This is a genomic window from Tenacibaculum litopenaei, assembly GCF_964514025.1.
Classification (GTDB): domain Bacteria; phylum Bacteroidota; class Bacteroidia; order Flavobacteriales; family Flavobacteriaceae; genus Polaribacter; species Polaribacter litopenaei.
On sequence record NZ_CAZEQT010000006.1, the window covers coordinates 889,250 to 908,115 of the forward strand.

20 protein-coding genes are annotated in these 18,866 nt (G+C 33.1%); 8 read left to right on the forward strand and 12 right to left on the reverse strand.

Annotated features, from left to right (window positions below):
* Positions 1-170 precede the first annotated feature (170 nt).
* From ACKTS5_RS12720 to ACKTS5_RS12740, 5 genes are all read left to right on the forward strand, one after another.
* Complete coding sequence (locus ACKTS5_RS12720; RefSeq protein ID WP_408044255.1) at positions 171-1,043, forward strand: hypothetical protein; 873 nt, start codon at positions 171-173, stop codon at positions 1,041-1,043.
* Positions 1,044-1,247: 204 nt separating this feature from the next.
* Positions 1,248-2,927, forward strand: a complete 1,680-nt coding sequence (locus tag ACKTS5_RS12725) for a hypothetical protein (protein ID WP_408044256.1) — start codon at positions 1,248-1,250, stop codon at positions 2,925-2,927.
* Positions 2,928-3,195: 268 nt separating this feature from the next.
* Positions 3,196-3,429, forward strand: a complete 234-nt coding sequence (locus ACKTS5_RS12730; protein WP_408044257.1) for a hypothetical protein — start codon at positions 3,196-3,198, stop codon at positions 3,427-3,429.
* On the forward strand, positions 3,429-3,881 hold the full coding sequence (locus ACKTS5_RS12735; protein WP_408044258.1) for a hypothetical protein: 453 nt from the start codon (positions 3,429-3,431) through the stop codon (positions 3,879-3,881). The genes ACKTS5_RS12730 and ACKTS5_RS12735 overlap by 1 nt, the downstream gene beginning before the upstream one ends.
* A 183-nt stretch (positions 3,882-4,064) precedes the next feature.
* The gene (locus ACKTS5_RS12740) at positions 4,065-5,201 is read left to right on the forward strand and encodes a right-handed parallel beta-helix repeat-containing protein (RefSeq protein WP_408044259.1); all 1,137 of its coding nucleotides are present in this window, start codon (positions 4,065-4,067) and stop codon (positions 5,199-5,201) included.
* 211 nt (positions 5,202-5,412) lie between these two features.
* Here the strand turns inward: ACKTS5_RS12740 and ACKTS5_RS12745 are convergent, their stop codons facing one another.
* The 5 genes from ACKTS5_RS12745 to ACKTS5_RS12765 form a co-directional block, all read right to left on the reverse strand.
* The gene (locus ACKTS5_RS12745) at positions 5,413-5,598 is read right to left on the reverse strand and encodes a hypothetical protein (protein WP_408044260.1); all 186 of its coding nucleotides are present in this window, start codon (positions 5,596-5,598) and stop codon (positions 5,413-5,415) included.
* Positions 5,599-6,129: 531 nt separating this feature from the next.
* Positions 6,130-6,948, reverse strand: a complete 819-nt coding sequence (locus ACKTS5_RS12750; RefSeq protein WP_408044261.1) for a carboxypeptidase-like regulatory domain-containing protein — start codon at positions 6,946-6,948, stop codon at positions 6,130-6,132.
* Positions 6,949-7,245: 297 nt separating this feature from the next.
* Positions 7,246-7,560: a response regulator transcription factor gene (locus ACKTS5_RS12755; protein ID WP_408044262.1), complete on the reverse strand. Its 315-nt coding sequence runs from the start codon at positions 7,558-7,560 to the stop codon at positions 7,246-7,248.
* A gap of 225 nt (positions 7,561-7,785) precedes the next feature.
* On the reverse strand, positions 7,786-8,331 hold the full coding sequence (locus ACKTS5_RS12760) for a pentapeptide repeat-containing protein (RefSeq protein WP_408044263.1): 546 nt from the start codon (positions 8,329-8,331) through the stop codon (positions 7,786-7,788).
* Positions 8,332-8,343: 12 nt separating this feature from the next.
* Positions 8,344-8,580, reverse strand: a complete 237-nt coding sequence (locus ACKTS5_RS12765; protein WP_408044264.1) for a hypothetical protein — start codon at positions 8,578-8,580, stop codon at positions 8,344-8,346.
* 636 nt (positions 8,581-9,216) lie between these two features.
* On the opposite strand from ACKTS5_RS12765, the gene ACKTS5_RS12770 reads away from it, so the two are divergent.
* Together ACKTS5_RS12770 and ACKTS5_RS12775 are read left to right on the forward strand one after the other, a co-directional pair.
* Positions 9,217-10,035 carry a hypothetical protein gene (locus ACKTS5_RS12770; protein WP_408044265.1) on the forward strand — a complete coding sequence of 273 codons (819 nt, stop codon included), beginning with the start codon at positions 9,217-9,219 and terminating at the stop codon, positions 10,033-10,035.
* A gap of 371 nt (positions 10,036-10,406) precedes the next feature.
* On the forward strand, positions 10,407-11,102 hold the full coding sequence (locus ACKTS5_RS12775) for a hypothetical protein (protein WP_408044266.1): 696 nt from the start codon (positions 10,407-10,409) through the stop codon (positions 11,100-11,102).
* 203 nt (positions 11,103-11,305) lie between these two features.
* On the opposite strand, the gene ACKTS5_RS12780 is transcribed toward ACKTS5_RS12775, so the two are convergent.
* The 3 genes from ACKTS5_RS12780 to ACKTS5_RS12790 form a co-directional block, all read right to left on the reverse strand.
* The gene (locus ACKTS5_RS12780; protein WP_408044267.1) at positions 11,306-12,553 is read right to left on the reverse strand and encodes a phage integrase SAM-like domain-containing protein; all 1,248 of its coding nucleotides are present in this window, start codon (positions 12,551-12,553) and stop codon (positions 11,306-11,308) included.
* Positions 12,554-12,683: 130 nt separating this feature from the next.
* Positions 12,684-13,655: an L-dopachrome tautomerase-related protein gene (locus ACKTS5_RS12785; protein ID WP_408044268.1), complete on the reverse strand. Its 972-nt coding sequence runs from the start codon at positions 13,653-13,655 to the stop codon at positions 12,684-12,686.
* Between the two features lie 188 nt (positions 13,656-13,843).
* A complete protein-coding gene (locus ACKTS5_RS12790) occupies positions 13,844-14,296 on the reverse strand; it encodes a GNAT family N-acetyltransferase (protein ID WP_408044269.1) in 453 nt (150 codons plus the stop codon).
* A gap of 180 nt (positions 14,297-14,476) precedes the next feature.
* Here ACKTS5_RS12790 and ACKTS5_RS12795 point away from each other — a divergent pair, with 180 nt between their 5' ends.
* Positions 14,477-15,328 (forward strand): AraC family transcriptional regulator, encoded by an 852-nt coding sequence (locus ACKTS5_RS12795; protein ID WP_408044270.1) that lies wholly within the window; start codon positions 14,477-14,479, stop codon positions 15,326-15,328.
* A 13-nt stretch (positions 15,329-15,341) separates the two neighbouring features.
* Here ACKTS5_RS12795 and ACKTS5_RS12800 read toward each other — a convergent pair whose 3' ends face one another.
* The 4 genes from ACKTS5_RS12800 to ACKTS5_RS12815 all read right to left on the reverse strand — a co-directional run bounded on the left by ACKTS5_RS12800 (position 15,342) and on the right by ACKTS5_RS12815 (position 18,715).
* Positions 15,342-15,827 carry an SRPBCC family protein gene (locus tag ACKTS5_RS12800; protein WP_408044271.1) on the reverse strand — a complete coding sequence of 162 codons (486 nt, stop codon included), beginning with the start codon at positions 15,825-15,827 and terminating at the stop codon, positions 15,342-15,344.
* Positions 15,828-16,472: 645 nt separating this feature from the next.
* On the reverse strand, positions 16,473-17,441 hold the full coding sequence (locus ACKTS5_RS12805) for a KR domain-containing protein (RefSeq protein ID WP_408044272.1): 969 nt from the start codon (positions 17,439-17,441) through the stop codon (positions 16,473-16,475).
* Positions 17,442-17,444: 3 nt separating this feature from the next.
* On the reverse strand, positions 17,445-17,792 hold the full coding sequence (locus tag ACKTS5_RS12810; RefSeq protein ID WP_408044273.1) for a hypothetical protein: 348 nt from the start codon (positions 17,790-17,792) through the stop codon (positions 17,445-17,447).
* Between the two features lie 77 nt (positions 17,793-17,869).
* Complete coding sequence (locus tag ACKTS5_RS12815) at positions 17,870-18,715, reverse strand: helix-turn-helix domain-containing protein (RefSeq protein WP_408044274.1); 846 nt, start codon at positions 18,713-18,715, stop codon at positions 17,870-17,872.
* Positions 18,716-18,866: the final 151 nt, after the last annotated feature.

Genomic DNA, 18,866 nt, shown 5'->3' on the forward strand with positions numbered 1-18,866 from the left:
CACCACCACAAAACTAACTACTCACCCCAAAAAAATCACAACATTTTCACAAAAAAATTGAACGGTTTTGAGACCAAAAAAAAATATTCACCAACTTTACGGGAAACCATAAATAGCTCCAAAATTTTCAAAATAAATTAGTAGGTTAACTAAAAACTCACCTTTTCATCATGAAAAAGACCTTACTTCTATTTTGTTTAACACTTACCTCAATTGTTTCTTTATCTCAAGATAAAAAGTACGATACACTAAAAAAATCTTACTACATTCAAACTGTTTACACACCTCCTTACGACGGTAAAATAAAATTATTCACAGACTTAAGGTCTGAAAAAGCAGTTAAGTTTATTAAAAAAAATGACACTATAAAGTTTTATGGAATGCATAGATTTGATAAATATGGTAATGGATTGATCGTATATGATTACCACAAAACTTTCATCAATGATTCGTTATATTACTTCAATTTACTTTCAAGGATAACAATGGAGTATATAAAAGATGCGAACTTGATTCAAGAATACACTAAAAAAGAAAAGTCCAGACTGGATAGTATTAGTAGAATTGAAAAAATGGAAGCTGAAGCTTTAAGAAAAAAATCTATAATTAATGAGTGTCATTATTATAAGAATGAAAGAGATGAATTCACAGGGGTTTATAATAAATATACTGACACTTATAACCTCGACGATTTCAGTACTTCTGCTTATGGTGAGGTTAGAATCGAATTGAGAAAAATTGATAACTCTAAGTTCATTTGGTTTCACTTAAACCAAGATTTAGGATGTGCTGTATCATATAGGAATAGAAGATCTTTTGTAAAAGTTAAATTAAAGAACAACCAAATAGTGTCATTCTATCACTTTGGAGATACAGACTGCGGAGATTTCTCAATTGTAGCAAAACTCACAAACTCTGATATATCTAAATTAAAAAAATCTCCGATCAAAAGCATTAGGTTTAGTGGTACAAAATACTATCATGATGTAAAGATGGTTACCTGGGATACTTTCTTTATTGATAAATTAGATTGTATCAAGTAAAAACTATAGTTTTTCCCTTTTTTGATTACGGTTTTCCGTAATTCTCATAACTCTTTCATCTTTATATTTACGAACTAATTAAATATAACGATATACAAATACATCGATTACAAACTAAACAAGCTGTATAACGACGTATTTTATGCGTATATAAATAAGTTGTGCATAATAATACCACTCAACCGAAACCAATGTAATTAATGAATGAAATCTATAGAAGAAAAAGAGTACGAAGAAAGAGTTAAGCGAAGAGTTCTGATTTTAAAAGAACAGCTTGAAAATGGGAACATTCATATTTCGGAGCATCTCGCCGATGATTTCGAAAAAAGCTTACTAAAGGTTCGTTTAGATAAAAACGGTGAACCTGACTTAGATACTGTCGACGGCAGAATTAGGTCAATGGCTCTTATGGCTGAATATATGGACCATAGGCAAAAAATGAAAAGTGCAATTTCTCTTCAACAAATTCAAGAAGGTTACTTTAATAGAATGGAAGGTAATTTCAATCATTTTTATAAAATTATGATTGAAAAAAATGTTTCACCACATCAAGTCGCAAATGTGATAGCATATGGGAAACAATCAATAGACCATTTAGATGAAGTTATAAAACCAATATTAGAAGACCTTGAAAAGTTTTGGGAGTTAGTTGCAGAGTCAGGTTATTTGCATCTCGAAGACGATTATAATTCAATTAAAGCTGTATTTGGAGGAGATTTATTTCCATCTAATGATGAAAACATAGCCTCAAAATGTGGAATTTATACAGATACAATAATTCTTCCTTGCCCATTTATAAGGTCAAGGCATATGTTTGAAGTTTGGGATAAACAACAAAGAGTTTATTATCTTATAAAACACGCTTTAAATATTTTACAATATAAAGAACTTGCATTAAATGAACTTGATAAACCAATAGTTGCAATACTTCCAGATAAGGAAATGATGGATGAATTCGCCTATGAAAACATCTCAAAACTTGGCAAGAAAGACGCACTTTATCATGCTCAAAAAGTTTTCGGTAGAGAATTCAAAAGTATGGAAGAACTTATCGAATTCGGAAAAAGTTTAGACACCATTGAAAAAGTCACTAAGGAAATAAAAGACCCAAAACGTGTATTATTTGACACAGAATTTAAAGATTCTTTAGAACTACAAATAAAACATCAAACCGAAAGTGATTCATCCAAAGCCCTTAGAACTAATAATCCTGGAATTATAGTTTCAATGATGGGATTTGGAAGAATGAGTGTATGCAATGAACTCTTAATGAAATCCTCAAAAGTTGGCGGAATACCTCTCATTGATGCACCAACCTCGTGGGAATATTTTAAATGGAAATTAGAATATGATTCTGAAAGAACCTATCCTGAAAAAGATTACACTAAACTTCATATCGTAAAAGGCTTAAATGGTCTTGATAATTCTAAACTACAATGGATTGGAAAAATACCACCCAAAGGTCTAATAGAATTACGAAAAAATGGTGCAATTAATGAAATTAGAGAAATATTACTAAAAGGAATTGATGAATTAGTAAACGCCAATCAATTTGATTTTACAAGTACATCTCATAAAGTGTTTAACAACTTGAATTTTGCTTTTAATCAACATCAGGAAAACATAAAAAAACTAACAAATAAGAAGTGGAAAATAGCGGGAAAAGATTTTGGTTCTTGGTTAGTTATGGGTTCTGTTGAGATTGCTTCTGCTTGTACAGGAAATATGATTTTTGGTTTACCATCTGCTGTACTTAGCCAAGTATTAGATGCACCAAAGCTTAAAGATTTACCAAAAACAGTTGAAAATATAAAGCAAACAGAACGAGAAAAAGAACAACTTAAAAAATCACCATTAGGTTTGATGTTTAAGTATAGTAAGTAAAAAATTACTATGCACAACAAGGTGTATAAAACATAGCTAATAAGTGCTTAACCGAAAGGTTTATGTACATTAGAATGTCCGCCAAATTTTTAATTTGGCTTTTAAAAAGAGAGAAATTAAAAACAAAATATAAAAATTCGGCTCTGTGTTAACCCGAAAAGTTAGCGTCTTTTTAAACGCTACGTTTCATACACAAGTCCGTTGTGTGTAATTACAACTGAAAAACCAAATAACATTTCTAAAAAATAGAATTAAAATTTATAAAACTATGATAACTACCAAGGATTTATATCGATTAGGTTATTCCAAAAAACCTGAAAATATAGTTATGCACGACGGCTCTACAGATTTTAGGCACGATGATTTTGAAAACCGAAGCTATCTTGTGAATTTAAATGGTGGAGTTATAACAGTAGCTTTTCCCGTAAACAAACCTGGTAACCCAATAAATACTGATGACATCGCTGCATTTACTGAATGGCATAATAATTATACACAATAATGGATTACAAACTGATTGTTTCAATTTATGCTGCTGTTATTTCAACAGTAGTATTCGTTTGGCGTTTGTATGAATTTTACTCTGACCGAAAAAGTAAATTGAATATAAAAATTAGACAAAACACAAAAATATCTGTTTCTAATAATTTAAAATTTGGAGAATCTCAAATATATTTAACAACTACAATCATTAACATTGGTAAGCCAAAACGAATGATAGAACAGCCAATATTTATGAGCAATAAAAAAGTTGGTGATCAAAAATATTTTAACTTTTTAAGTTTTGCCAATGTGGTAAAATACCCAATAGCTTTGGACTCTGGAGAAAAATTCGAATATGAAGTTACAAATGATGTTATTGAGGACTTAAAGGAAAAAGGAATTTCAAAGATTAAGGCAGTTGTAAGAGATACGCACGGAAAAAGTCATTATTCGAAATGGTATGAAATATAAAAACTACACACAACAATGTATAAACGAAATTACGGCGGATTCGACTACGTCCGAATCAACTTGGAATTGCTAAAGCCTGTACTAAACCGAAAATTAACGCATATAAACCCGTAACTGCCGGCTATACGAGACCGTTACCCAACATGAATTAGAAATCAAAAGAAATAAAGACATCTAAGAATTATGATTAACGTAAAAGACTTCGGAGCCCAAGGCAATGGAACAACTGATGACACAACAAGTGTTCAAAATGCTATTGAAAAACTTGAAGAAAACAAGGGAGGCTTGTTATATTTTCCTAAAGGTACATACATCTTGTCAAAACAGCTAAAAATTCAAAATGTATCTATTCGTATCACAGGAGATGGTAAATCAATGACCTTTTTAAAATGGATTAAACTTGATGGAGGCATCTTTTTTGAAGAAACAGTTTCTAAAATTGATTATGAATTAAATACTTTTTCAATGGAGCATATTTCCCTTATAACAACTCAAGCTCCAACGCCACAACAAACCCATACTGCAATTACACTTAAATTTAACCCTTTATTGATTGCATATCAACGTTATAATATTCAAAATGTACAAATCGCGGGAAATTCCACTTACTTGAGAACAGATAATTATTCAATGTGGAAAACAGGAATACATTCAATCAATGGATGGGGGGCAAACATTAATAATGTTGAAATTTTTGGTTCTGAAGGTCGTTTGAAAACTCACAGCGCTGAGACAAAACAATACAAGGGCATTCTTTTTGAAGGAACAGCACACGGTGGATTAACAAGAACCTTTGTCTCCAATACTTATATAAACTTTACAGGTCAAGGAATATCTTGTGAAAGTAGCGAAGGTCACTATATTTCAAATTTTGAATTTGTTGGTGTTTGGGTAGGAATTAATGCAACCAGTAATTTTGTTGTTGAAGTTACAAATGGACATATCGATTTTGCTGAATTCGGGATTAACGCTAAAGAGGTTAGTGCATTAAAAGTGAACAACTGTACTCTATTAAAAAGCGCTTGGGTCACACCCTCTATACCTGGCAACGGAATTACACTAACCGCATGTACAGATTCAACTATAATAGGGAACTCAATTATTAATAATGATACAAACTCTAAAGGTAATGGAATTATAACTGCTGATTCAAACATGTTATTAGTCACAAACAATAACGTGAGGGGATTTAGAGATTTTAGTTTTTGCTTGATTGGGACTCGTAATCAAAACACTTCGTTTATTGGAAACATAAGCATGCAAGGAACCGGTGGAGGTCAATTTTATGGCTCTCCAGATATTAATGAATATAACATATAATAATTAACCATTCAGTATTCAGCGAATCTCGGTTTTATATTGGAACGTTGGGTAACACGGTATATAGCAAATAGGGTGTTCAGTGGTTTACGAAAGTTCGGTGTTATTAACAAACACCGCCAAATCGTTGATTTGGCTTTTAAGAATGAATAAGTTAAAAACAAGATACAACGTTTTGGCGGTGTGCAAACTTGAAAGCTTATCACTTCTACTACCCTACTTGCCATATACTAAACGTTGGATTGAATTCAGCCTTTGGCTGACCAAAGTTACTACGTGCTTCGCACTCTCGTCCCTTTGGAAATCCAATCCAACGACCTGCTAAACCAAATTGCACAAGGGCTATTAACCAATGACACAGCCAAAGACTGGCATCGAGCAAAACTCCATCCAACATGTACTAAACAGGCAATTTGGTCACGTTCTATTTGTCTTTAAAATTTTATATCGTAACTTGGTTACATAACAATTTTAAACCCAGAACGTAACTGCGTTTAGCAGGTCGTTGTGGCACATTCTTTTAAAATTCATCAAATCTTACAAGATGTACTTACCTGTACGGATACTTTGATGTAGCCAAAACCCTGAGTCATATGTTAAAGTTTAATCCATTCCAGAATTACCATCCTTATTTTGGAGAACAATCAAAGTTAAATAAACAGAAAAGCGCGAACATAAGTTTGCGCTTTTTTATTAAAACTATTATAAATTTGATACACTTCTCTCGCGTCTAATTAGGGCTTCCATAAACTTCCTAGACACTATTGAAGAACTTATACAGTGAAATTATTTCTTGTATTTGATTTCATAACGTCATACGAACATCTAAACTAACGAATTCGAACCGAATAGAAAACCCACTATAATGTACTTAAGTAGGCTTCGAACCAAAACTAATTTTAAACGTTATTATAATATGTTATTTTACTTAGTATCTCACCAAAATATTATACCCCAAAGTAAAAGGAAGTGTTCTCCAACTATCTAAACTTGCATCTTTTTGCTTTATACCTGATGTACCTAATCGACTAGAAATCCTAAACTGCCCATCTCCATAATTATCAACCCATTCAAGCGTAACAATAATATCATCACTTACAACAAGTTTATATTTTTCCAAATCCACTGTAAGAGAACCACTTTTATCAAAAAAATTAACATAAATATTTTCTCTATTTATTTTCTCATTTGGAAGACCGTTTTTAATTGTATAAAAATTAAGTCTTAACTTAATAGATTTATATGTATTCAATGCAACATTCGCCTTAAATTTCAAAATATGTGTGTGCTTCCTAGAGATATTTATTCTTCTTCCTAGTTCGCTTCCAAGATTGGAAGAAAACCCCATTGTCATCGAAGTTGATTTGGTCTCACTTCCTAATGTTTTTTCTTTCCACTCCTTTTTAGAAACAATGATTACTTCATCTAAAACTTCAATATTCTCCTCCATTTTCAAATTTGGATTATTATTGAGTTTTTCTACCAAATTTTTAACACTAAAAATCAAAGGCTTATAACCCAAAGCACTAAATTTCACTGTATCAGTTTCCTGAATATGCTTTATATTTAGTGAAAAACTCCCATTAGATTTAGATACAGTTCCGATTCCTTTTTTTAAAACCCCAATATTTACATAAGAAAGGGATTCATTTGTATTTTTATCTAAAAGGACCCCATTGATAATTGAATTTTGAGAATACCCGATCTTTAATAAAAGAATAAAAATTAAAGTAATTGTATTTTGCATAATGTGTAAATTTATTCGAGAGCAAAATTATTCAGCTATCACCAACACTAATCTTAAATAAAAACTATTTTTTCCCTAATAATATCTTAAAAATTAAGGTGCTACTTAATAACCAATTCGAATTGATCATTCCCCTAATCTTAGGACAGTAAAAATCACATATAGAAATACGATGAAGTCTTTCTATATCAATAAAATTGAACTCAATGAAAATTAAACTTTTTTAAGCCTCATTTTTACACTCTTCCCTCTCTTCTAAAAGAAACACACTATCAACAACCTTTCTATGGTATTCATCTATTTTTTCCTGCGGGAATACGTCCATATAAATATCCGTTGTTGAGCGTGTTGAGTGCCTTCAAATTCTTGCAAACATAAAAATGGAATCTCTAGCTGTTTCGCCACGTTAATAAAGGAAGAACGAGCCGACATTATTGGCATTTTAATATCCAATACAATTACATCAACATCGCTTTTAGGTAACCATTTAAGCAACTCAATACCGTTTTTTACGACACCAACAACACGCAGACCATCGCCTTCAAGAAACATTCTATATGACTCTGATAATAAATCATGATCCTCTGCAATCACCACTTTAATTTCCTTCATGTCGCGAAGATATTTTAACATTTTAACTTTGATGTAGCCAAAACCCCGAGTCAAATGTTAAAATTTAATCCATTCCAGAATTACCACTCCATTTTTGAGCTTAACGATCAAAGTTACATAAGCAAAAAAGCACAAACTTATGTTCGTGCTCTTTTATGAATAATATGGTAATAGTATTCGATCATTTAATTCTTGCTAACAACAAAAAACCTAAATTCCTTGAATCTAAATATGACAGTTTAAATCTAATAAACCCTTATTATCCAAAATATTATAGGGTTTATTAAATAGAGCTCGATTAGGCTGGTCCCTATTAGCAAGTAAATTAGTCCCTTTCTTCAGTAAGTTTTGTTCAAAATTAAATATAGAATTAAACTGAGCTGACTCGAATGATAGAGTATCAATAAATGTACAACACCTAAAGTTCACTTCATCTAAAAAATATGTAGAAGAAAAGTCTACAATATCTTTAAAGTTACAATACTCAAAAGAGACTCTTTTCTCAAAGTTTGTTCCATGAAATATCACTGGATTATTAAACGTACAATTTTTAAAAGTAATATTATAATCAAAATTAATAGTTCCTGCAATTACCTCACAATCAAAATCAATACTTTCAAGCAATACATCTTTGGATATTTTTGACTTTTTGAATATGGATTTTTGAGTTTTATCCGGAAAAACCATTGATTCACCTTGAATAGTAAGGTTCGTAACTATTCTTTCTTTTATTATTTTTTTTATAGATTCTTTTGTATTTAGATAATTCATCTTAATTTTTAATTATGGTTTCCACATATCCGATATTTGCACAATTCCATTAATATGCTTATACATATTAACCCTTAATGTTTCACCTTTTACAATTACAGTAAAAGTTTTCCCCCTACCAACTTGTAGAGCTCCCACTAGACCTAGCTCATTTACTTTTTTTAATGTTTCTAATATAGCTTCCTTTTTACCTCCCGTCTTACTAATTAAAGACTCTAACTTGTGATGAGAGGCAAATATTTTACTCAATGTGTTGGGTTCAGTAATAATTTTTTTTTACAAGTAAGCCACTGACTTACTTTATACTAATTACAAAAACGTCTCCCTTTACGGGAAATCAAAAATAGTTTCGAAAATTTTCATAATAAATTCACAGGTTAATAAAAATTTCATCTATTCTTGACTTTAACCTCCTACCACTAGACCGAACATATTAGAATTAGAAAATGTTTAATAACAAATTTTATGCTAAATAGAACCATAAACGACCTCCTTTAAGATACGTAATTAACCCCTAACACAAAACAATACTCAAATTTCCTTCATGCCTAATTTATTTTACAATTTCACCTTTGATGCAACCCAAAACCTTGATCATCTGTTAAAATTGAATCCACTCCAGAATTACCACTCCATTTTTGAGCTTAACGATCAAGGTTACATAAACAGAAAAGCACAAAACTTATGTTCGCGCTTTTTTATTAAAACTATTATAAATTTGATACTCTTCGCTCCTAGCAAATTATGGAATCCCCCACCTCGAAACCATCTTAATTCTATGTGAGTTGGCTATAAAAAACAAGTTAAATAAACCATAAAATCAACACGTTAACTAGGTCAATCAAATTGTATTTATATTTTTACTTAAATTTAAAAGCAAAAATTATGAAAAACTTAAAAGAAATTATTTTACTTCCAATTTTCGGGATTTTATTACTATCCTGTTCTAATGACAAAGATTTAAAAATAGAAGGAAATATTTCCGTCAAAGAAAAATCTATAAGTAGATTAAAAAATTTAGATATTGAAGTAAAGAATTTTTCCCTAAAAAATAAACAACTAAAAAAGGGAAGTAAATTCGATGAAAAATTAAACAAACATCTTTCTCTAAAATACTTTAATACGAACAAAATGGATCCTTCTGAAGGTAATGGAAATTCTACCCCCCCCGTCCCTACAACGAGAATTCCTCTATTTAGATTTTATAAAAATTCAGATCATTTTTATACCACTACCTATACGGAAGGCATAAATGCTGGTTATAGTTACGAAGGAATTCTTGGTTTTTTAGATAATTATTGGCACGACGGAAGTCCTTATATGTTACTAAGATGGTATAATTATAGGAATTTTGATAGAGTATTACCTTTAGGTGCCGTATCACTTTTTAACCATGTTGAAATTTTAAGAAACACCTACGATAGATATTATGATCGACAAGGAAAATTGGAATATTTTATAACAGGCGTAGTTAATGGTATTACGGTTTCCAAAATTCCTGACAATTCCAGTATCAACAATCCTAGGAGTGATGGCCAATGGAGGTACGAAGCTATTCTTGGGTCTACGTTTCCTAGTGGTATTGCTATTCATGTTTATTACAACAAAGCATTGAACGACCACTTATATACCAATAACTTTAATGAACTAAAAAATGGGGCTCATGGTTATGTATACGAGGGAATTGCCTTCTATCTTAAATAGATAGTAAATGGTATTAACAACCTCTTAAATATCAGTAAACTTGAATATATTCTTATGAGAAGCATACAATTTGTGTGCTTCTCTACTCTTTTTCAGGTTTAAGGAATACATTTTCATCTATTTAATTTCCAAACGAGAATCTAATGATTTAGCGAAAAATATCAATAACTTACGCACAAATTATTTAAGCTAAAAATACCGTTTCTAGCATCAAGTTATAAACAGAATCCATGCAAAGTTACCTCGAACAGATATATTTTCAGAAAATAATCAAATAGAACTGCGTGATGATTCAATTTATAAACTCTACTTCGTAATTTAGCTGTCCTAATCTTTTGGGAAATGATAATCTTAAAGCCCTATATGTACCTATGAAAATTTTTGAACTAACTATTGACAGCAATATACATTGGGAATGGAAAGTTGTACTGAGTAAAAAAACAGACCACCTTTTTAAGGTGATTGAAAGTATTGAAAACGACGAAGAAATATTATTTAATAACGATACAAAAATACAGATGCTTCTTGTAAATATTCAAAAAGACATAAAAAAAAGAAAAGAAGCCCCATTTCAATCTGACATCCTATACTGGACAGATGACTTAGTTCTAGATACATATTCACCTTATAAAGGAATAATTATAAGTAAGAAATTAAAGAACATTCTTCTAAGCTATGTTCTACCTCCCTATAATTTGTACCCAATTGATATAATAAATTCAGAAAACCTAGAAATTAATACTGATTATTTTTTATTCCATACAAAAGACAGAATAATTGACATTACCCTATTCAATGAATCAGAATACACCTACTACAAAAAAAGGAAAGAAATAAAGCGGAGTATTGGTGATTTCAATAGTTATGAAGAGTTTAATCTTCATTACCATAAATCTTTTGATGATGAAAATATAAAAATAAAAATGACCAAAAGAGTTGTATCAACTAAAAATGATATAATCCCCAACTCTTTAAATCATCTTTATGTAAAAGATACTTTTTATAAAGAAAGTAAAAATTTAATGGGAGTTATTTTTAAAGAAGCATCCAATATTGTCATAAAATAAATTCATAAATCCCCTTGAAAAAAAAGCAATTTTAAATCAGTTCTAAGTTGAATACAATAAAGATTAAGTTCCTCACCTTTAAAGGGTACTTATAATTGGTAAGTGTGAGTCGCCCTAATCTTAGGACAGTAAAAATAACATATAGAGATATGATGAAGTATTTCTATATCAATAAAACTGAACTCAATGAAAATTAAGCTTTTTTAAGCCTCATTTTTACACTCTTCCCTCTCTTCTAAAAGCAACACACTATCAATAACCATTCTATGGTATTCATCTATTTTTTCCTGCGGGAATACGTCCATATAAATATCCGTTGTTGAGCGTGTTGAGTGCCCCACAAATTCTTGCAAATATAAAAATGGAATTTCTAGCTGTTTAGCCACGTTAATAAAGGAATAACGAGCCGACATAGTGGTCATAACAAAATCTAATTCCATCTCCTCTCCAACCAATTTTAAATTGCGATTCACAGTACTTAATTTTGACAGGTACAATATATGATCTTTTTTGTTCAAATCTTTGTCTGAACCATTTTTCAGAATTGGGAATACAAAATCATTTTTAGGGTTCAAATATTTATCTATGATCGCTCTAGCCTCTGGAAATATTCTAACCTTTTGCCTCCTTTTTGTTTTCGTTTTCAACTTTTCCCTAGTAAAAACTAAATAATCTCCTTTAACATCTTTCGGAGACAGGACTGCAATATCAATAAGATTGATACCTCTCATATAAAAACAAAACTTCCAGAAATCTATAGTAGTGTTCTTTAAGCTTCTTCCGTTCACATTACTTGAATCCATCCTTAGTAGTTTAGCTACCTGTTCATTAGATAGATTCCTATTCAATGTATCCCCTTTTATTGACTTATCAAATAGAAAAGATTTAAAAGGGTTCGATTTAGGCATAAATTTATCACTCTCAACAGCAACATCGTATACTCTTTTAATAAATTTCAAATAACGATTAGCGGATTTTACACCTTCATCATCTAAGTATCTTTTATACCTCTTAAGCAAGTCGTAATCGATATCCTTAAACCTAATATCCTTATTTCCTAAAAACACATAAAACTTATTTTTTTTAGCCTCATGTCCCCTCATCGTTGAAGGTCCCACAGTCATATCACGGAGAAATTCGTCAAGAAACTCAAAAAACATCAATACAGCAGAATCTTTTCCTGAGAATACACTTACAATTTTTTTTGCAGTCCAACCATTATCGATACCATCAAATAACAACCCTTCCATTTCCAAAAGTTTCTTTTGACAAATTATTGAAGCTCTTCTATTTTTTGGCAAATTGGTTTTGGCATTCCATTCTTCCAAACTACAACTCATTCCAAGGGTTGTAATTGCCTTTTTCGTATCTTTCAATACTTGAATGATGATTGGATGGGTCCCATCCTTTAGCGTTTGGGAAGTTTTAAGTTTTAATTTTACCGACCCCATAATGATATCTGATTTGAGTGAAATATAAGTGAAATAAAACGTGTTAAATATACATATATATACTCAGGAATAGTACTTTTATTTCACTATAAATAAACAAAACACCCACAAATCACTCACAATCATAACTTTAACACTTAATTAACTGATTCACTGCTACAAACAGTGATCCGTCAGGACCAATAGCAACATTGTCTGGCCAATCGAAACGCTTGTCTCTTACCAGAGGTTTAAGCCTTCCATTCTGTTGTAAAACATCAATTCCCCCAGCTTCGAGATTTGTTATATAATGGTTTCCTTGAGCATCGGTGGCTATACCGTCTGACAGAGGCTTTTTTCCTACCACATGAAAATAGGCTGATTTCAACTGTTGCTTAGCTTGCAAATGTTTGGTTGCGACACTGTAGAGTTTAGTTCCGTTCATGGCTCCAAAAAACAAAGTTTTCTTATCGTCACTCAACGTAATAGGATTGATGGCCACTCTTGCTGGCTTCCCTCCAAATTGAATTTGCTTACCGTCAATGATTAAATCTACATCCTCTGCGTTAAACAGTGGGTGTTGCAATCTTTTCAATTCTTTGGTCTTGGTATTTAATACCAGAATCCCCGGATTGGCGATATCAGCAAGATATACCCAACCTCCTGAAGCATCCACCGCTAAGTCCTGAATAAAACTTCCTTTAGGCGCTAATTCTTTCGGGAAATCAAACTTAAAAACCACTTTTTCTGTGGCAATATCGATGGCCCATAATCTCGTTTTTCCTAGGTGCAGCCCCATATCAATTACCCATAAAACCCCATTCTTATCAACGCGAAGTCCTAAAGGGGTATCAAAAGACTCAGGCATCGCTTTTTCCTGCTTATTTTGCATGGCTGCTGTTGGAAAGGGACGATAACGATTTTTTCCGAGTATCTCAACGAGTTGCACCTTTTCTCCTCCTAGAGGATGAACGGTCATAAAAATGCGATTCGATTTACTTACAGCAACATTTCCCGGCCGGATTGCCAGTTCTGCAACGACCTCTACTTGCTTTGTAACCTGTGCCTGTGCGCTTAGCACAACAAACACGAGAGCGTAAAAAAATTTATGTTTAATTTTCATAATAAGATATTTATAGCTGCAAAATTATAGGCCACATCTGTGACTTCTACTGAATAAAAAAGGGATATCATTGAACAAATTGGGGAGAAAAAGCAGCCTGTTATTATCATAAAAAAAGCTCCGATAAATCGGAGCTCTTACCACAGATGAAAACGGTATTTCATCGTAACATAAACAAGGGGAAATGACTATATAAATTTTAATTCCATCTTCACATCTGACGTTAGGTACCTTCCTTGTGTAAAAGAAATTTTCTGGAAACCCAAACTTTCGTAGAGTTCAATCGCCGTTTGTAATTTTGAATTGCTGTGCAGTATTACACATTTGGCTCCTTGCGATTTTGCACTAGCCAGCGCATGGGCGATGAGTAGTTTCCCAAATCCTCTTCCGCGATATTTTTCTAAAACTCCCAATTTCAATATTTCGAAACAACCGGGTTCTACTTGTTCAACGCTCACAGTTCCGACGCAAGATTCCTGGAAACACAACATGTAAATACGGCCTCCTCTCTTAATAAAAGAACTGGGATTTTGTAACAATACTTCATCTTCTTTCTCCAAAAGATTGTTTGCTAACAGCCATTCATAAGATATTTTTTTAAACGCTTCAAAATACTCCTCACAGTACTCTACTATTTTCATAAAAAGAAATTTTACTGCAAAAATACCGTAGCCTTGCAGTGGTGACTTGAACAATTCTTTGAACTTCTTGTACAAAACGAGGTTTTGGAATGACACTGTATTTAATTGTAGTATTTTAGCGTCAATGCCGAGCTATGCAAGGCTTTTTATTTACCTTTTACCATTAATTTATCCCTCCCCATGAACAGTCTAAAAAACATTTTTTTTGAACAGTTGACCCTTGACGAATGGACTCAAAGGCCCAATTCAAACTATTTCGAGCTGGTCTACGTCGTAGACGGTGCCGGCAAGCAATGCATTAACTACAACAATTTTGAATTTGAAAAAGGCAATTTATTTTTATTGCCCCCATTGAAGTGTCATACCTTTAAACTAGCTCGAAAAACGAGTTTTGTGTTCTTAAAATATCCGCAGGCGTTTTTTCTACCGCAAAACTCACAATCCGGAAACTTTGAAGCATGGTACAAAGAGCTTTCCTATATACTACTCAACTACCGACAAAAACCGGGAGATATAATTGCTGAGCCACGCGACAAAAATGCTATTCTTCAGCTCATTTCCTTAATTTCCAACGAGCAGCAACACCACGCAGAACAGCAACTGAACTTAATTCGTTCATATATGGTAAGCATTTTGCATATCGTAATGAGAAATCTGCCCTTAATCAACAAAGAAATTAGTTTTAACGACACCAAAATTCAAGATATCTTACACTATATTCAAGAGCATATTGCTCGACCGACGGCCTTAAAAACGGAAGTCATTGCAAATCACTTCCACTTATCCCCCAATTACGTAAGCGAATATTTTAAAAAAGCGGTGGGATGCAGCCTCAAAGAGCACGTAACCAAATCACGACTTAAACTCGTTGAGATTCGCTTGTTAAATTCTCAATTAACAATGAATGAAATTGCAGATGAGCTCGGGTTTTCAGATGCGAGTCATTTGGCGCGAACTTTTAAAAAAAATACGGGGATGACTCTTTTAGAATTCAAAAACCGAGGCGATTACTGCCTGTTAAAGGTTGTATAATAAACTCACGCACTTACTTGGCAGCGAGTAACCTTCTCATGAGTCGTACCCATACACTCCACGTAGATCGTTTCTGAGTGCCTGTCAAGTAATTTTCTGCTTTATCAAAAGCATCCTCGAGCAATGCATCGTGTAAAGGTCGAATAACCAGAAACCACAAAACACCTCCTTTAAAATTAACTTTCATACGTATACGATGCCTAAACAATACCCTATTGTCATCCAGTTCGCGAACTACAAAACTATGCGTTCCGATAAATCCTTTCGGCTTTCTAAACTCAAACACGATTTCTCCTTCCGGATTATACGACACTATCGTATAACGAATGGGACCATGCCCTCCCTTGGCAGCAACTTTTTTAACCGGTTTAAAACTCATACGAGGCCAACGTTCGTTCGGCCATAATAAATCGTTCAACGTCGCCAAGGAGTTGAAAACGCCCAAGGCTTTCTCTAGGGAAGTAGGCATACACCTTTCATGCGTATTTTCTATATTCACAAGTACTTTTTAACTCAAAAATACGTCAAAATACTGCTATTTACAATCTCGAAGTTTAAAAATAAACATTTCTAAACTATTTGTTTATTTTTTTAAAACAAAGAAACTTACTCATTAAAAATCATACCTTTATACACTATTATTACAGAAAGAATACTTCAACTAACTTTCTATAATAGTAAAATAAGGGGAAGGATCAATTAAACTTTTAACAGCTTTAATCGATTCACAGAAAGAAAGAGGTTATTGGGGAATAGACTTCTTTCTTTCTTTTCTTGACAGGTCAGAAAACAAGGTAAAAACACCTAGAAAATGCACTTCCAATTTGGCCTTAAACTATCACTTTCTTTTTAATGCAAACGAAGACTTACCCAGTTTTGCCACCTTCCTTTAAACTCTTAAAAAAATGTAAAAATCGAGGTCCCAAATCATAAAATTCACCTATTTACGGTTTCCCGTAAAATCAACTCCAGGCATTGTAGTACTATTGCAGCACAAATCAAATTAAAACTATCAAATTATTCTAAAATAACTAAATTCTCAACCCTTTTAGTTTTATCTCTTATCCCCTAAACAGACACCTCCTTTTAATGACCCCCGAGTCTATTTCAAAGGAGGTGTACTTCTTCTAAGCACTGAGTTTTTTTACTTTGATTCTCTTTTTGCAACAGCTCCATCGAGTAGTTCCATTAAAGCCTGTTGTAAACCAGTATCCTCTATTTGAGTGTTCAAAGGAATTTGATTGGTAAACCTACCGAGTACCTTACCTTTAGGAGCTCCCAAAATAGCTCCGTTTACACCCACAATTCCCAATAAACACTGTGCAAACTTCTCTCCTCCACGTTGTGGTGACTGCGCAACCCCAAGGTACTTCATGATGGTAAACAGCAATCGGAATACACTTCTTTTTAAAGGTGGTAATTGCGCAATACTCACTGAGCCTGCTGTCATTCCGGGGGAAAACCAAATAAAGCTGCGCTCTTTGTTTTCCTTTTTTGACATGTATCGAATCCATAATGCTCCAACAAACTTAGACACCCCAAGTGCGTTCATCGGATCGTAGTTCGGTAAAGCATTACTTTCCAAACACAGATAATTCTGAAAACTTCGGACCGTATCAAATTGAGGTTTGCGAATCATTCCGAAAATCCCTCTCGCACCTTCTCCACCGGCAAAAACGATTCGTGCCCCTTTAGAAACTAAACCTAAAGTATCCAACGTACGATACACAAAATGACCTCCTATAATATTTTGGAACACAGTTTTCTCAAAACGTTTAGACCGATAGTTCACTCCTTGATAATCTGAATCAAACACAGCAAAACCTGCTGCCAAAAAAATCATATCAAAAGGACGTTCGTTTCGCAATCTGTGTAGGGCTGTTTCCATTTTACTCGGATTCAACATATCCACCCCACTGAGGAGCGTTAATACTCCTTCATCCTGTAACTGGGTGGCTGCTAAAATTTCTCTACGAGCCTTTTCTCCCTTGAGTTCACTGCGAACGGCCATCACCACCTCTGTTACTCCTTTCTGTAATAATTGAATTATTGTTTGCTTAGCCAAGGCGCCATTCGCTCCTGTGACAAAAGCTCTTTTACCCTTCTGTCTCATCTCTTACTGTCTAAAATAATTCAAAAATTTCTGATTTCTAAAAGCCATCCACAAGGATATCAAGGCCACTACAATTCCGATATAGGCCTTAGCCGGCAGCGCAATTATTATATTTAACAAAAACAGAAAGCGACTGTGCTGCAGTTTTTTGTTTAAAAAAGCAGTCACTAAAAAAATAAAAGAAACACTATAAGCCAGCCCTGTATAAAGCATCCAAGCAGGTGGTATTCCCGGTACCGTAATTTCTTTAGTTTTTACAACTCCATAAAAAATGAAAGGGAGCACGGCCATTAAGGCATTTACTATAAATACCATTCTCAAAACGAATGGTTTTTCTGACTTTAATTGCATAAGATTTAGATTAAAATTCTCAAACAAAATTAGTCTGTATCCATCCAGTAGAACCGTCAAATAAGTCCGTAATTACGTCAATTTAGCCCATGGCTTTTATAAGCGGTTGGAGTCATGCCATACTCCTTTTTAAAAGATCTAGAAAACACATCAACACTTGAAAAACCACAATCAAAAGCGATATCTGCTATTCTTTTTTCGTCCACTCTTAAAAGTCGGGCTGCCTTTTCCAAGCGCCTACTTTTAATATAAGCAGCAGGTGAATTAGAAAACACTTCTTTGAACTTTCGTTTAAAACTCGATAAAGACAAATTACATATGTGCGCCAGCTCTTCTATACTCAAATCCTCGTAGATGTGTGCTTTTACAATCTTCTTAAAATCATATGCCAACGGATTAAACATATCATGCAATAAACTTCTGATATTATTACTATCCATTTTGTACAACATGGACAGCAACTCTCTTACTTTAAGCACCATAAATTCTTCATCTATTAAGCTAGGCGAATCAAAATATGGCAATAAACTGTCAATATACGCTTTTACGAAGCTGTTTTTAAACAAAGGAGCGACGGCAATTGCTTGCTCATTGGAGTCCGAATTCATAAAATCAGGGAGCTCCCCTCCGTAAACGTGCCGAATTAAATCGGGGTACAAATGAACGGCTACCGCTTCATTTTTACTTACATCTGCATTTTTATGCCAATGATTGAAATAATGACCGCATTTGATCATCAATCCGTCATCGGTTTCTAAGGAATACTTTTTATCAGAACGGTACAGGGTCGCTTTCCCTTTTACCGTATATAACAAACAAGCCTCACTATTCAGCGCTTCAACAATTCTGATTGGAGGAGTAAACTCCACGCGTTCAAAAACAACTTTTCCCAATAAGTCAAAATGCTGGTGTTTGTGAATCATAATAAATAGTTTCGCTCTTTTTAATAGTCTATTTCCGTATACTTACAAATATAGTAAAAGAGAATCTCGTTAGTATTTCAACTGCTCCTTACTTCAATTTTAGCAAGTTTTAACAGATGATGTCAAGTTCCTGACTGCATTTAACAAAGCC

What these genes read in the sequence shown, in the direction of transcription:
- ACKTS5_RS12720 (WP_408044255.1), top strand. Translation starts at nt 171, where the DNA reads ATGAAAAAGACCTTACTTCTATTTTGTTTAACACTTACCTCAATTGTT.
- ACKTS5_RS12725 (WP_408044256.1), top strand. Translation starts at nt 1,248, where the DNA reads ATGAAATCTATAGAAGAAAAAGAGTACGAAGAAAGAGTTAAGCGAAGA.
- ACKTS5_RS12730 (WP_408044257.1), top strand. Translation starts at nt 3,196, where the DNA reads ATGATAACTACCAAGGATTTATATCGATTAGGTTATTCCAAAAAACCT.
- ACKTS5_RS12735 (WP_408044258.1), top strand. Translation starts at nt 3,429, where the DNA reads ATGGATTACAAACTGATTGTTTCAATTTATGCTGCTGTTATTTCAACA.
- ACKTS5_RS12740 (WP_408044259.1), top strand. Translation starts at nt 4,065, where the DNA reads ATGATTAACGTAAAAGACTTCGGAGCCCAAGGCAATGGAACAACTGAT.
- ACKTS5_RS12745 (WP_408044260.1), bottom strand. Translation starts at nt 5,598, where the DNA reads ATGTTGGATGGAGTTTTGCTCGATGCCAGTCTTTGGCTGTGTCATTGG.
- ACKTS5_RS12750 (WP_408044261.1), bottom strand. Translation starts at nt 6,948, where the DNA reads ATGCAAAATACAATTACTTTAATTTTTATTCTTTTATTAAAGATCGGG.
- ACKTS5_RS12755 (WP_408044262.1), bottom strand. Translation starts at nt 7,560, where the DNA reads ATGAAGGAAATTAAAGTGGTGATTGCAGAGGATCATGATTTATTATCA.
- ACKTS5_RS12760 (WP_408044263.1), bottom strand. Translation starts at nt 8,331, where the DNA reads ATGAATTATCTAAATACAAAAGAATCTATAAAAAAAATAATAAAAGAA.
- ACKTS5_RS12770 (WP_408044265.1), top strand. Translation starts at nt 9,217, where the DNA reads ATGAAAAACTTAAAAGAAATTATTTTACTTCCAATTTTCGGGATTTTA.
- ACKTS5_RS12775 (WP_408044266.1), top strand. Translation starts at nt 10,407, where the DNA reads ATGAAAATTTTTGAACTAACTATTGACAGCAATATACATTGGGAATGG.
- ACKTS5_RS12780 (WP_408044267.1), bottom strand. Translation starts at nt 12,553, where the DNA reads ATGGGGTCGGTAAAATTAAAACTTAAAACTTCCCAAACGCTAAAGGAT.
- ACKTS5_RS12785 (WP_408044268.1), bottom strand. Translation starts at nt 13,655, where the DNA reads ATGAAAATTAAACATAAATTTTTTTACGCTCTCGTGTTTGTTGTGCTA.
- ACKTS5_RS12790 (WP_408044269.1), bottom strand. Translation starts at nt 14,296, where the DNA reads ATGAAAATAGTAGAGTACTGTGAGGAGTATTTTGAAGCGTTTAAAAAA.
- ACKTS5_RS12795 (WP_408044270.1), top strand. Translation starts at nt 14,477, where the DNA reads ATGAACAGTCTAAAAAACATTTTTTTTGAACAGTTGACCCTTGACGAA.
- ACKTS5_RS12805 (WP_408044272.1), bottom strand. Translation starts at nt 17,441, where the DNA reads ATGAGACAGAAGGGTAAAAGAGCTTTTGTCACAGGAGCGAATGGCGCC.
- ACKTS5_RS12810 (WP_408044273.1), bottom strand. Translation starts at nt 17,792, where the DNA reads ATGCAATTAAAGTCAGAAAAACCATTCGTTTTGAGAATGGTATTTATA.
- ACKTS5_RS12815 (WP_408044274.1), bottom strand. Translation starts at nt 18,715, where the DNA reads ATGATTCACAAACACCAGCATTTTGACTTATTGGGAAAAGTTGTTTTT.